This window comes from Pseudomonas sp. MPB26 (assembly GCF_046605355.1).
GTDB lineage: Bacteria > Pseudomonadota > Gammaproteobacteria > Pseudomonadales > Pseudomonadaceae > Aquipseudomonas > Aquipseudomonas cedrina.
Genome location: NZ_CP176793.1, coordinates 996,994 through 1,010,460 on the forward strand (window position 1 = coordinate 996,994; position 13,467 = coordinate 1,010,460).

Annotated in this window: 12 protein-coding genes; 6 read left to right on the forward strand and 6 right to left on the reverse strand. The window is 61.6% G+C overall.

Annotated elements, in window-relative coordinates:
- Window positions 1-125 precede the first annotated feature (125 nt).
- Window positions 126-1,163: a rod shape-determining protein MreB gene (gene mreB / locus ACLH0H_RS04710; protein WP_002555108.1), complete on the reverse strand. Its 1,038-nt coding sequence runs from the start codon at window positions 1,161-1,163 to the stop codon at window positions 126-128.
- Window positions 1,164-1,373: 210 nt separating this feature from the next.
- Between mreB and gatC the strand changes: the two genes are divergently transcribed.
- From gatC to ACLH0H_RS04740, 6 genes are all read left to right on the forward strand, one after another.
- Window positions 1,374-1,661: an Asp-tRNA(Asn)/Glu-tRNA(Gln) amidotransferase subunit GatC gene (gene gatC / locus ACLH0H_RS04715; protein WP_010213142.1), complete on the forward strand. Its 288-nt coding sequence runs from the start codon at window positions 1,374-1,376 to the stop codon at window positions 1,659-1,661.
- A gap of 16 nt (window positions 1,662-1,677) precedes the next feature.
- Window positions 1,678-3,129, forward strand: a complete 1,452-nt coding sequence (gene gatA, locus ACLH0H_RS04720) for an Asp-tRNA(Asn)/Glu-tRNA(Gln) amidotransferase subunit GatA (protein ID WP_411381173.1) — start codon at window positions 1,678-1,680, stop codon at window positions 3,127-3,129.
- A 10-nt stretch (window positions 3,130-3,139) separates the two neighbouring features.
- Window positions 3,140-4,585, forward strand: a complete 1,446-nt coding sequence (gene gatB / locus ACLH0H_RS04725; protein ID WP_411381174.1) for an Asp-tRNA(Asn)/Glu-tRNA(Gln) amidotransferase subunit GatB — start codon at window positions 3,140-3,142, stop codon at window positions 4,583-4,585.
- Between the two features lie 129 nt (window positions 4,586-4,714).
- Window positions 4,715-5,086, forward strand: coding sequence for a septal ring lytic transglycosylase RlpA family protein (locus ACLH0H_RS04730; protein WP_411381175.1), 372 nt, complete (start codon window positions 4,715-4,717; stop codon window positions 5,084-5,086).
- Window positions 5,087-5,144: 58 nt separating this feature from the next.
- On the forward strand, window positions 5,145-6,191 hold the full coding sequence (locus tag ACLH0H_RS04735; RefSeq protein ID WP_411382364.1) for a calcium/sodium antiporter: 1,047 nt from the start codon (window positions 5,145-5,147) through the stop codon (window positions 6,189-6,191).
- Window positions 6,188-6,571 carry a carboxymuconolactone decarboxylase family protein gene (locus ACLH0H_RS04740; RefSeq protein WP_411381176.1) on the forward strand — a complete coding sequence of 128 codons (384 nt, stop codon included), beginning with the start codon at window positions 6,188-6,190 and terminating at the stop codon, window positions 6,569-6,571. Before ACLH0H_RS04735 ends, ACLH0H_RS04740 begins: the two co-directional genes overlap by 4 nt.
- Window positions 6,572-6,680: 109 nt before the next feature.
- Here ACLH0H_RS04740 and ACLH0H_RS04745 read toward each other — a convergent pair whose 3' ends face one another.
- The 5 genes from ACLH0H_RS04745 to kdgD all read right to left on the reverse strand — a co-directional run bounded on the left by ACLH0H_RS04745 (window position 6,681) and on the right by kdgD (window position 13,321).
- On the reverse strand, window positions 6,681-7,622 hold the full coding sequence (locus ACLH0H_RS04745; RefSeq protein ID WP_411381177.1) for an AEC family transporter: 942 nt from the start codon (window positions 7,620-7,622) through the stop codon (window positions 6,681-6,683).
- Window positions 7,623-7,802: 180 nt separating this feature from the next.
- Entirely contained in the window at window positions 7,803-9,356 is a 1,554-nt protein-coding gene (gene garD, locus ACLH0H_RS04750; RefSeq protein ID WP_411382365.1) for a galactarate dehydratase, read from the reverse strand.
- A gap of 11 nt (window positions 9,357-9,367) precedes the next feature.
- Window positions 9,368-10,732, reverse strand: a complete 1,365-nt coding sequence (locus tag ACLH0H_RS04755; protein ID WP_411381178.1) for an MFS transporter — start codon at window positions 10,730-10,732, stop codon at window positions 9,368-9,370.
- A gap of 177 nt (window positions 10,733-10,909) precedes the next feature.
- Window positions 10,910-12,355, reverse strand: coding sequence for an aldehyde dehydrogenase family protein (locus ACLH0H_RS04760; protein ID WP_186688302.1), 1,446 nt, complete (start codon window positions 12,353-12,355; stop codon window positions 10,910-10,912).
- A gap of 54 nt (window positions 12,356-12,409) precedes the next feature.
- Window positions 12,410-13,321, reverse strand: a complete 912-nt coding sequence (kdgD, locus tag ACLH0H_RS04765; RefSeq protein WP_411381179.1) for a 5-dehydro-4-deoxyglucarate dehydratase — start codon at window positions 13,319-13,321, stop codon at window positions 12,410-12,412.
- Window positions 13,322-13,467: the final 146 nt, after the last annotated feature.

Here is a 13,467-nt window from a genome sequence, read left to right on the forward strand (position 1 = left end):
GGCAAATGTTCGCTTTATTCATACGGCATCTAACCGGCCCGGATGCAGATTGAAGAAGATAAACGCCAACAGGCAGCACTGCAAAGTGCTGCCTGCGGGCGAAACATGGGCAAACCCGCAACGACTTATTCGCTGGAAAGCAGGTCCATGGTGTGTTTATCCATCATTTCCAGTGCACGGCCACCGCCACGGGCGACGCAGGTCAGCGGGTCTTCGGCGACGATCACCGGCAGGCCGGTTTCCTGGGCCAGCAGCTTGTCGAGGTCCCGCAGCAAGGCGCCACCACCGGTCAGTACCAGGCCACGCTCGGCGATGTCGGAGGCCAACTCCGGCGGCGATTGCTCCAGGGCACTCTTCACCGCCTGAACGATGGTGGCCAGCGACTCTTGCAGCGCCTCCAGCACTTCATTGGAGTTCAGGGTGAAGGCACGTGGCACGCCTTCGGCCAGGTTGCGGCCGCGAACATCGACTTCGCGCACTTCGCCGCCCGGGTAGGCCGTACCGATTTCCTGCTTGATGCGCTCGGCGGTGGACTCACCGATCAGGCTGCCATAGTTGCGACGCACATACGTGATGATCGCTTCGTCGAAGCGGTCGCCGCCCACGCGCACGGATTCGGCATACACCACACCGTTCAGGGAAATCAGGGCGATTTCAGTGGTACCACCACCGATATCCACCACCATCGAACCGCGCGCTTCTTCAACCGGCAGGCCGGCACCGATCGCAGCGGCCATCGGCTCTTCGATCAGGAACACTTCACGGGCACCGGCGCCGAGGGCCGATTCGCGGATGGCGCGGCGCTCCACCTGGGTGGACTTGCAGGGAACGCAGATCAGCACACGAGGGCTGGGCTGCAGGAAACTGTTTTCGTGAACCTTGTTGATGAAGTACTGCAGCATCTTCTCGCAGACACTGAAGTCGGCGATCACGCCGTCTTTCATCGGACGAATGGCAGCAATATTGCCTGGTGTACGGCCGAGCATACGCTTGGCCTCGGTGCCAACGGCAACGACACTTTTCTGATTACCATGGGTCCGAATGGCCACAACCGATGGCTCATTCAGAACGATACCGCGCTCGCGCACGTAAATAAGGGTGTTGGCAGTGCCCAGGTCAATGGAAAGATCGCTGGAAAACATGCCACGCAGTTTCTTGAACATGGGAAAGGGACCCTAGGCAACGCGTGGGTAAAAAAGTGCGGCAAACTCTAACAACGACAGGGATTTTGGGCAAGGCGCCAATGTGCTAAATTGGCCGACTTTCTGTGCACCCAACCCCACAATCGCGGCCGTAAGACCGTAGAAATGCGGTAGTGTTCCGACAATCTAACACACGGATAGCCTCCGTTCTGTTTTCCACTGGAGATTCCCATGACGCTAGAACGCTCCGACGTGGAAAAAATCGCGCATCTGGCCTCGCTAGGCCTCAATGATGCCGATCTTCCACAGACCACCGCAGCCCTGAACAGCATTCTCGGGCTGGTCGACCAGATGCAGGCCGTGAATACCGACGGTATCGAGCCCCTGGCTCACCCGCTGGAAGCCAGCCAGCGCCTGCGCGCAGACGTCGTGACCGAAAGTAATAATCGCGAGGCCTACCAGTCCATCGCGCCAGCGGTCGAAAACGGCCTGTACCTGGTTCCGAAAGTCATCGACTAAAGGGAAAGAGCCTGCAATGCATCACATGACTCTGGCCGAGATCGCCCGCGGTCTCGCCGACAAAAAGTTTTCTTCCGAAGAGCTGACCAAGACCCTGCTTGCGCGCATCGCCGAGCTCGATCCAAAGGTCAACAGCTTCATCAGCCTCACCGAGGAGCTGGCCTTGAGCCAGGCCAAGGCCGCCGACGCACGTCGCGCCAACGGTGAAAATGGCGCACTGCTGGGCGCCCCCATCGCCCACAAAGACCTGTTCTGCACCCAGGGCATTCGCACCAGCTGCGGCTCGAAGATGCTCGACAACTTCAAGGCACCCTACGACGCCACCGTGGTGTCCAAGCTGGCCGCCGCCGGCGCCGTGACCCTGGGCAAGACCAACATGGACGAGTTCGCCATGGGTTCGGCCAACGAGTCGAGCTACTACGGCGCGGTGAAAAACCCGTGGAACCTTGCGCACGTACCCGGCGGCTCGTCCGGTGGATCGGCCGCCGCGGTGGCCGCGCGCTTCCTGCCGGCCGCCACCGCCACGGACACCGGCGGCTCGATCCGCCAGCCTGCCGCGTTCACCAACCTCACCGGATTGAAGCCGACCTACGGTCGCGTTTCCCGCTGGGGCATGATCGCCTACGCCTCCAGCCTCGATCAGGGCGGCCCGCTGGCTCGCACCGCCGAAGACTGCGCGATTTTGTTACAAGGCATGGCGGGTTTCGATAAGCAGGACTCCACCAGCATCGACGAGCCTGTGCCGGACTACAGCGCCGCCCTGAATACCTCGCTCAAGGGCCTGCGCATCGGCGTGCCGAAGGAATATTTCAGCGCCGGCCTCGACCCGCGCATCGCCGAACTGGTGCACAACAGCGTCAAGACGCTGGAAGGCCTCGGTGCCGTGGTCAAGGAAATCAGCCTGCCGAACAATCAGCACGCAATTGCTGCGTATTACGTGATCGCGCCAGCGGAAGCCTCTTCCAACCTGTCGCGTTTCGACGGCGTGCGTTTCGGCTATCGCTGTGAAAACCCCAAAGACCTCACCGATCTGTACAAGCGCTCCCGTGGCGAAGGCTTCGGCGCTGAAGTGCAACGCCGCATCATGGTCGGCGCCTATGCCCTCTCGGCCGGCTACTACGACGCTTACTACCTCAAGGCGCAGAAAATCCGCCGCCTGATCAAGAACGACTTCATGGCTGCCTTTGAAGACGTCGATGTGATCCTCGGCCCGACCACGCCGAACCCGGCCTGGAAGATCGGCGCCAAGACCGGCGACCCGATCGCCGAGTACCTGGAAGACCTGTACACCATCACCGCCAACCTCGCGGGCTTGCCGGGCTTGTCCATGCCCGCCGGCTTCGTCGACGGCCTGCCGGTGGGTGTGCAATTGCTCGCCCCGTATTTCCAGGAAGGCCGCCTGCTCAATGTGGCGCACCAGTACCAGTTGAACACTGACTGGCACACCCGCACCCCTACCGGCTTCTGAGGAGAACACTATGCAATGGGAAGTTGTGATCGGGCTGGAGATTCATACCCAGCTCGCCACCCAATCGAAGATTTTCTCCGGCAGCTCCACCACGTTCGGCGCAGGCCCCAACACCCAGGCCAGCCTGGTGGACCTGGGCATGCCCGGGGTGCTGCCGGTACTGAACCAGGAAGCGGTGCGCATGGCGGTGATGTTCGGCCTGGCAATTGACGCCGAGATCGGTCAGCACAACGTGTTCGCGCGCAAGAACTACTTCTACCCGGACCTGCCCAAGGGCTATCAGATCAGCCAGATGGAATTGCCGATCGTCGGCAAGGGCTACCTGGATATCCCGCTGGAAGACGGCACCATCAAGCGCGTTGGCGTCACCCGTGCGCACCTTGAGGAAGACGCCGGCAAGAGCCTGCACGAAGAATTCCCGGGCGCGACCGGCATCGACCTGAACCGTGCCGGCACGCCGCTGCTGGAGATCGTCTCCGAGCCGGACATGCGCAGCGCCAAGGAGGCCGTGGCCTACGTCAAGACCATCCACGCCCTGGTGCGCTACCTGGGCATCTGCGACGGCAACATGGCCGAAGGCTCGCTGCGTTGCGACTGCAACGTGTCGATTCGCCCCAAGGGCCAGGCCGAATACGGCACGCGCTGCGAGATCAAGAACGTCAACTCGTTCCGCTTCATCGAGAAGGCGATCAACAGCGAAGTGCGTCGCCAGATCGAGCTGATCGAAGACGGCGGCAAGGTCATCCAGCAAACCCGCCTGTATGACCCGAACAAAGACGAAACCCGCGCCATGCGCAGCAAGGAAGAAGCCAACGACTACCGTTACTTCCCCGACCCGGACCTGTTGCCGGTGGTGCTGGAGGATTCGTTCCTCAACGACATCCGCGCCACCCTGCCGGAATTGCCGCAACAGAAACGCGAGCGCTTCCAGGCGCAGTTCGGCCTGTCGGTCTACGATGCCAGCGTCCTGGCCTCCAGCCGCGAGCAAGCCGATTACTTCGAAAAGGTCGTGAGCATTGCCGGTGATGCCAAACTGGCGGCCAACTGGGTAATGGTCGAGCTGGGCAGCCTGCTGAACAAGCAGGGCCTAGAAATCGACGAGGCCCCGGTGTCCGCCGAGCAACTGGGCGGCATGCTGCTGCGCATCAAGGACAACACCATCTCCGGCAAAATCGCCAAGACGGTGTTCGAAGCCATGGCCAGCGGCGAAGGCAGCGCGGACGAGATCATCGAAAAGCGCGGCCTCAAGCAAGTCACCGACAGCGGCGCGATCTCGGCCGTACTCGATGAAATGCTCGCGGCCAACGCCGAGCAGGTCGAGCAATACCGCGCGGCGGACGAAGCCAAGCGCGGCAAGATGTTCGGCTTCTTTGTCGGCCAGGCGATGAAAGCCTCCAAGGGTAAGGCCAACCCGCAACAGGTCAACGAATTGCTGAAAAGCAAGCTCGAGGGTTGACCCTGATCGTTCCCACGCTTTGCGTGGGAACGCCTCACTGGACGCTCCGCGTCCGCTTTTGTGACGCGGAGCGTCACGGGCTGCATTCCCACGCAGAGCGTGGGAACGATCATACGGGGCACCTTGAACATGAAGCGTCTACTCGGCCTTATGGCCGTGTTCGGCCTGCTGACCGGCTGCGCCAGCGGTGTCATCGACCCCAACGGCTACGACGAAACCGGCACCGCCTCCTATTACGGCGCCAGACACCATGGCAAACGTACCGCCAGCGGTGAGCCCTTCAACCAGAACGGGCTGACCGCCGCCCATCGGCGTCTGCCGTTCGGCACCCAGGTCAAGGTCACCAACCTGAACAACGACAAATCTGTGGTGGTGCGCATCAATGATCGCGGCCCGCATACCCGTGGGCGCCTGATCGATCTTTCACGCAAGGCCGCCGAGCAACTGGGTATGATCGGCAGCGGTACGGCACGCGTGCGCGTACAAGCCATGAGTAACTGACAATGGAGCCCTGGCCATTTTCGGACTAACCGCCCTCTCCCCCTGGAGCCTGCTGGAACTGGCCGGCGGCCTTTTGCTGCTGATCGCCGGCGCCGAAATCCTGGTGCGCGCCGCCGTGCGCCTGGCCGCGAGCCTCAAGGTGCGCCCGCTGATCATCGGGCTGACGATCGTCGCCTTTGGCAGCAGCGCACCGCAAATGACTGTCAGCCTGCAGGCCACCCTGGCCGGTAACACCGATATCGCCGTGGGTAGCGTGATCGGCAGCAGCATCTTCAACATCCTGGTAACGCTGGGCCTGTCGGCACTGATCATTCCGCTGCGGGTCTCGCGGCAACTGGTGCGCCTGGATATTCCGGTGATGATCCTCGCCGGGTTGCTGGTGTTCATTCTTGCCGCCAATGAAGAACTCACTCCCGTCGACGGCCTGTTGCTGCTGGTTGCCTTGGGCGCCTACCTCGGCGTGCTGCACTACCAGACTCGCCATTCCCGGCGACCGCGCACGCTGAACACGGTGGCCCGGGCGCCCTGGTTGAGCAGCGTGCTGCTGATGCTCGGCGGGTTGCTGATCCTGGTGCTGGCGGGACATTTGCTGCTGGGCGCGGCGGTCGATGTGGCGAGCGATCTGGGCCTGTCGGAGCGCGTGATCGGCCTGACGCTGATCGGCGTCGGCACGTCGTTGCCGTGCCTCGCCACGTCGTTGATTGCCGCGCTGCGCGGCCAGCGGGAAATCGCCGTGGGCAACGTGATCGGCAGCAACCTGTTCAACCTGCTTGGCGTATTGGGGCTGACCGCGCTGCTCGCGCCCTCGCCACTCTCGGTCTCGCCCAACGCGCTGGATTTCGACCTGCCGGTGATGCTTGGCGTGGTACTGCTGTGCCTGCCGGTGTTCTACACCGGCTACCGCATGACCCGCGCCGAAGGCCTGGTACTGCTGGGTCTGTACCTGGCGTACGGGCTGCACGTGATGGCTTTCACCACCGGCATGCCGCTGGCCAACAAGCTTGAACAACTGATGCTGTATTACGTACTGCCAGTGCTGGTGGCTTTCCTGTTATTCAGCACGCTGCGAGCCTGGCGCCGCCAATACAAGAGGGAACCGCAATGACCGATCAGAAAAAGCCCGGGGTTGAAATGCGTCGCCAAGTCATGGGCGATGTGTTCGTCGACCGCGCCCTGGGCAATGCCACCGAATTCACCCAGCCGCTGCAGGATTTCGTCAACGAACACGCCTGGGGCAGCGTGTGGAATCGCGAAGGGTTGCCGCTGAAGACCCGCAGCCTGATCACCCTCGCCGCCCTTACCGCGCTCAAGTGCCCACAGGAGCTGAAGGGGCACGTGCGCGGCGCGTTGAACAATGGGTGTACGGTGGAGGAGATTCGCGAAGCGCTGCTGCATTGCGCGGTGTATGCGGGCGTGCCGGCGGCAATTGATGCGTTTCGGGCGGCGCAGGAAGTGATTGAGGCGTATCAGGCAGAACAGCCGTGACTGTCAGGTAGCTATCGCAGGCAAGCCAGCTCCCACGTTTTGATGTGTGAACACATTCAGGTGTGGGAGCTGGCTTGCCTGCGATTGGCCCTTGAGGGCGCTGAAAATCTCAGATCCAGCCACCCGCCTGCAACACGAAAATCCCGATATTGGTGGTCACCGCCGCCATCAGCGTGGTGATCACAATAATCGCCGCCGCCAGCTCATGATTCCCTTCGGCCGCCCTGGCCATCACAAAGCTGGCTGCGGCTGTCGGCGCACCGAAATACAGGAACAGAATCCCCAGCTCCGGCCCGCGGAACCCCAGCAGCCAAGCGCCCATCGTGGCGACCACCGGCAACCAGACCATCTTCATCAAGCTCGCGCTCAGCGCCATCTTGCCGCTCTTGCGTAGCGCAGCGAGGGACAACGTGCCGCCAATGCAGATCAATGCCAGCGGCAAGGTGGTGTCCGCAAGGTATTGCATGGATTTTTCCAGCCAGCCCGGCAGGCCAATCTGAAAATAGGCAAATGGGGCCGCCAGAAACACGCTGATGATCAGCGGATTGGCCACCACACTCTTGAAGATGCTCCACGGATCGGACTTGATCACCGGGCTGTACACCGCCAGCACGATGGTCGATAGCGTGTTGTAGAACAGAATCACCAGCGCCGCGAGGATCGCGCCGAGCGAGATACCGTAGTCACCGTACATGCTGGCGGCCAGCGCCAAGCCGATCACGCCGTTGTTGCCGCGAAACGCGCCCTGGGTATAGATACCCCGGTCTTCGCGCTTGCAGCGCAAGATCGCCCAGCCCCAGGCCAGGGCAAAACTCACCAGCGTGGCGATGGAAAAGTAGATCAGCAGGCCCGGCTTGAGCGCCGAATGCAGGTCGGCATGCAGGATGCCCAAAAACAGCAACGCCGGCATGGTGACGTTGAACACCAGGGACGACGCCGTGTGGATGAAGTTGTCGTTGATCCACTTGATGCGCTTGAGCAGCACACCCAGGAACAGCATGGCAAACACCGGCGCGGTGATGGTGAGGGTGGTGAGGAAAATTGCCAGCATGCCGGGGAGAACCTTGGTCAGCGTCGGTAGGTGGCTAATGATAAGCCACTTTCATCCAGATCGTTCCCACGCTCTGCGTGGTAATGCAGCCTGGGACGCTCCGCGTCCGTTCCAAAGCGGACGCGGAGCGTCCAATGAGGCATTCCCACGCAGAGCGTGGGAACGATCAGTCGCCAGCCCTCAGGTAATCGGCGCCGGGTTGAACAAGGTGATGTCGTTATGCAGCTTGTGATGCTCGGCCCACGTCTGTTTCTTGCCGCTGGCTACATCCAGGTAGAAGTGGAACAACTCCCAACCCAGCTCCTCGATGCTCGCACGCCCGGTAGCGATGCGCCCGGCGTCGATATCGATGAGGTCCGGCCAACGTTGCGCCAGCTCCGTACGCGTCGACACCTTCACCACCGGCGCCATCGCCAGCCCGTACGGCGTGCCGCGCCCAGTGGTGAACACATGCAGGTTCATCCCCGCAGCCAGTTGCAAGGTGCCGCACACGAAGTCACTGGCCGGTGTCGCACAAAAGATCAGGCCCTTGCCCTTGAAACGCTCGCCCGGGCCCAGTACGCCGTTGATCGCGCTGCTGCCGGACTTGACGATGGAGCCCAGGGACTTCTCGACGATATTCGACAACCCGCCCTTCTTGTTGCCCGGCGTGGTGTTGGCGCTGCGGTCGGCCTCGCCCTTGGCCAGGTAACGGTCGTACCAGTCCATTTCCCTGACCAACTCTTCGGCAACTTCCTTCGTCTCTGCGCGAGAAGTCAGCAAGTAGATGGCGTCACGCACTTCGGTGACTTCGGAAAACATCACCGTCGCCCCGGCTCGCAGCAGCAAGTCCGAGGCATAGCCCAGCGCCGGGTTGGCGGTGATGCCGGAGAACGCATCACTGCCGCCACACTGCATGCCCAGGATCAGCTCGGACGCCGGCACGGTCTCGCGGCGGCGCTGATCGAGCTTCTTCAAGCGCACCTCGGCCAGTTCCATGATCTGCTCGATCATTTCGGTAAAGCCGTGGCTGGAGTCCTGCAAGCGGTACAACCACGGCTCGCTCAGGTCGACCGAGCTGTCGTTGTCGTGCATCACCTGCCCGGCCTGCAATTTCTCACAGCCCAGGCTGATCACCAGGGCTTCGCCGCCCAGGTTCGGGTTGCGCGCCAGGTTGCGCACGGTGCGGATCGGGATGTAGGCATCCGTCGCGGTGATCGCGACCCCGCAGCCGTAGCTGTGGGTCAACGCCACCACGTCATCGACGTGCGGGTATTTGGGCAGCAACTCGTCCTTGATGCGCTTGACCGCATGATCGAGCACGCCGGTCACGCATTGCACGGTGGTGGTGATGCCCAGGATATTGCGCGTACCGACCGTGCCGTCGGCGTTGCGGTAACCCTCGAACGTGAACCCTTCCAGCGGCGCCTGGGCCTGCGGCACATCGGTGGACAGCGGCAAGCTGTCCAGCGGCGGCGCGGTTGGCATGCGCAATTGGTCTTCCTGCACCCAACTGCCGCGTGAAATCGGCGCCAGGGCATAACCGATGGTCTGGCCGTAGCGAATGATCTCACCACCCTCGGGGATATCTTCCAGGGTCACTTTGTGGCTCTGCGGGATGAAATCCACGGTCACCAGGCCGTCCGGGAACTCGGTCCCGGCCGGCACGCCCTGGTCATTGACCACGATCACCACGTTGTCGCGCTCGTGCAAACGAATCGAGCGCGGCGAGTCGGCATGTTCAATCAACTGCATCACGGTGCCTCTCAGGAATGCGCTTGGGTTAGGTTGGTCAACTCTGGCCCCTTGCTTGGCGGCTCTTTGAGTACTACACGCTTGATCGGGCCGACGATGACCAGGTAGCTGAACACCGCCACCAGCGCGTTGGCGCCGACGAACACCAAGGCCCACTTGAACGAGCCGGTGGTGCTGATGATGTAGCCGATCACGATTGGCGTGGTGATCGAAGCCAGGTTACCGAAGGTGTTGAACAGGCCGCCACTGAGACCGGCGATTTGTTTGGGCGACGTGTCGGACACGACCGCCCAACCCAGCGCGCCAACGCCTTTGCCGAAGAAGGCCAACGCCATGAAGCCCACTACCATCCATTCAACGTCGACGTAGTTGCACGCAATGATGCTGCTGGACACCAGCAGCCCGGCGATGATCGGCGCCTTGCGGGCGAAGGTCAGCGAATGCCCCTTGCGCAGCAGGTAGTCGGAGATCACACCGCCGAGCACACCACCTATAAAACCGCAGATCGCCGGCAGCGAGGCGATGAAACCGGCCTTGAGGATAGTCATGCCACGGTCCTGCACCAGGTACACCGGGAACCAGGTCAGGAAGAAATACGTGATGCCGTTGATGCAGTACTGGCCCAGGTAAACGCCGAGCATCATGCGGTTGGTCAGCAACTGACGGATGTAATCCCACTTCGGACCGTCGGTTTTCTTACCCTTGCCCTTGTCCTGGTCCATGTCGACCATCGCGCCATTGGCGGCGATGTGATTGAACTCGGCCTCGTTGATCATCGGGTGTTGGCGCGGGCTGTGGATCACTTTCAGCCAGATCAGCGAGAAAACGATACCGATCACGCCCATCACGATAAACACGTGCTGCCAGCCGAAGCGGTAGACAATCCAGCCCATCAACGGCGCGAACAACACGGTGGCGAAGTATTGCGCCGAGTTGAAGATCGCCGAAGCCGTGCCGCGCTCGGCGGTAGGAAACCAGGCCGCCACGATGCGTGCGTTACCCGGGAAGGAAGGCGCTTCGGCCAGGCCCACCATAAAGCGCAGCATGAACAGCGCAACCACGGCGGTGGATATACCGAATTCACCCACATAGCCTTGCAGCACGGTGAACAGGGACCAGGTGAAGATGCTCAGGGCATAGACTTTTTTCGAGCCGAACCGGTCCAGCAACCAGCCACCGGGAATTTGCCCGGCCACGTAGGCCCAACCGAATGCGGAGAAGATATAACCGAGGGTGACCGCGTCGATGCCGAGGTCTTTTTGCAGGCTGGAGCCCGCGATGGCGATGGTAGCCCGGTCGGCGTAGTTGATCGTGGTCACCAGGAAAAGCATGAGCAGGATCAAATAGCGGACATGGGTCGGCTTGGTCGCTTGCATGTAGAAGTACTCCCACTAATTATTTTTTTTGCGGGTAATGTTTATGTCTTGCTGGGTGCCGCCCCTGTAGGAGCGAGCTTGCTCGCGAAAAACTCACAGGCACCGCGGGCATCCTGAATGCTCGCGTAATCATTGACGTTCTTCGCGAGCAAGCTCGCTCCTACAGTCAAACGGGTGTTACGAGCCGATGTAGCTGGTCTTCACCACGGTGTAGAACTCTTGCGCATAGCGACCTTGCTCACGCGAACCGTAGGAGGAGCCCTTGCGGCCACCGAACGGCACGTGATAATCCACGCCGGCGGTGGGCAGGTTGACCATCACCATCCCGGCCTGGGAGTGGCGCTTGAAGTGGTTGGCGTACTTGAGCGAAGTGGTGGCGATGCCCGCCGACAAGCCGAACTCGGTGTCGTTGGCCATGGCCAGCGCCGCCTCGTAGTCCGCCACGCGCACGACGTTGGCCACCGGGCCGAAGATTTCTTCGCGGCTGATGCGCATCTGGGCTTCGCTGTCGGCAAACAACGTCGGCGCCAGGTAGTAGCCCTCGGTGTCGCACGTCACCAGGCCGCCACCGCTGACCAGCCGCGCGCCTTCCCCTTGGCCGATCTCGATGTACTTCATGTCCTGGTCCAACTGGGCCTGGGAAACCACAGGGCCGATGTCGGTGCCGCTTTTGAGCGCGTGGCCGACCTTGATCGACTTCATGCGTTCGGCCATGGCCGCGACAAATTGGTCGTGGATACCGGCGGTGACGATCAGACGGCTGGAAGCGGTGCAACGCTGACCGGTGGAGTAGAACGCGCTCTGCACGGACAGCTCGACAGCCTGCTTGAGGTCGGCGTCGTCGAGGATGATCTGCGGGTTCTTGCCGCCCATTTCCAACTGAACTTTGGCTTGGCGCGATACGCAGCTGACGGCGATCTGGCGGCCGACGCCGACGGAACCGGTAAAGCTGATGCCATCGACTTTCGGGCTGTTGACCAGCACATCGCCGACCACGCGACCGCTGCCCATCACCAGGTTGAACACACCGGCCGGGAAGCCGGCGCGGGAAATGATTTCGGCCAGGGCCCAGGCGCAGCCAGGCACCAGTTCAGCCGGCTTGATCACCACACAGTTGCCGTAGGCCAGGGCCGGGGCGATCTTCCACGCAGGGATGGCGATCGGGAAGTTCCACGGGGTGATCAAACCGACCACGCCCAGGGCTTCACGGGTGACTTCAACGTTGACGCCCGGACGCACCGACGGCACATAGTCGCCCGACAGGCGCAGGCATTCGCCGGCGAAGAACTTGAAGATGTTACCGGCGCGGGTCACTTCGCCGATGGCTTCGGGCAGGGTCTTGCCCTCTTCACGGGCCAGCAGCGTGCCGAGCTCTTCACGGCGCGCGAGGATTTCGCTGCCGACTTTATCCAAGGCATCGTGACGTGCCTGGATCCCGGAGGTGGACCAGGCCGGGAACGCGGCACGCGCAGCGTCGATGGCAGCGTTGACCTGGGCAACATCCGCCTTGGCGTACTCGCCAATGACATCGGACAACTCCGACGGGTTGAGGTTGACGCAGTAGTCGGCGCCGGCCACCCATTGGCCGTTGATGTAGTTTTCAAAACGTTGGGCTTGGGACACGAATCTTCTCCTGACGCAAAAGGCCGCTGATTGCTCAGCGGCCTTATCGATAAATTATTGCGGGCCTTGCTTGTCCATCAGCGCGGCGAGGGCTTCGTATTCTTCCGGCAGCAGGTCGGTCAGCGGCGTACGCACGGGGCCGGCGTCATAACCTGCGATTTTCGCACCGGCCTTGACGATGCTCACGGCATAGCCGGCCTTGCGGTTACGAATGTCCAGGTACGGCAGGAAGAAGTCGTCGATGATCTTGCCGACGGTGGCGTGATCTTCGCGGGCAATGGCGTGGTAGAAGTCCATCGCGGTTTTCGGGATGAAGTTGAACACCGCCGAGGAGTACACCGGCACGCCCAGGGCCTTGTAGGCAGCGGCGTAAACCTCTGCGGTCGGCAGGCCGCCCAGGTAGCTGAAACGATCGCCGAGGCGACGGCGGATGGACACCATCAACTCGATATCACCCAGGCCATCCTTGTAGCCGATCAGGTTCGGGCAGCGCTCGGCTAGGCGTTCCAGCAGCGGCGCGGTCAGGCGGCAAACGTTGCGGTTGTAGACCACAACGCCGATTTTGACCGACTTGCACACGGCTTCAACGTGGGCGGCAACGCCGTCCTGGCTGGCTTCGGTCAGGTAATGAGGCAGCAACAGCAGGCCCTTGGCACCGAGGCGTTCGGCTTCCTGGGCGTACTCGATGGCCTGGCGGGTCGCACCGCCCACGCCGGCCAGGATTGGCACGCTGGTGGCGCAGGTATCGACGGCGGTTTTCACCACCTGGGAGTATTCGCTGGCGGCGAGGGAGAAAAACTCACCGGTGCCGCCGGCAGCGAACAAGGCGGTGGCGCCATACGGGGCCAGCCATTCCAGGCGCTTGATGTAGCCCGCCTGGTGAAAATCACCTTGGGCATTGAAATCGGTCACGGGGAAAGACAGCAGACCGTGGGAAAGGATGGACTTCAGTTCTTGTGGATTCATTATTCGAACACCCTGGGTAAAAGACTTTCTGTCGAAAGGTTATTGTTGGTTTGTGATGTCGTACGTCATCGTACAACTATAAATGGATTCGTCAACTGCAAATCATCAGTCTTCAGCTTTGAGGTATTGAGCTATTGGATGAGAAC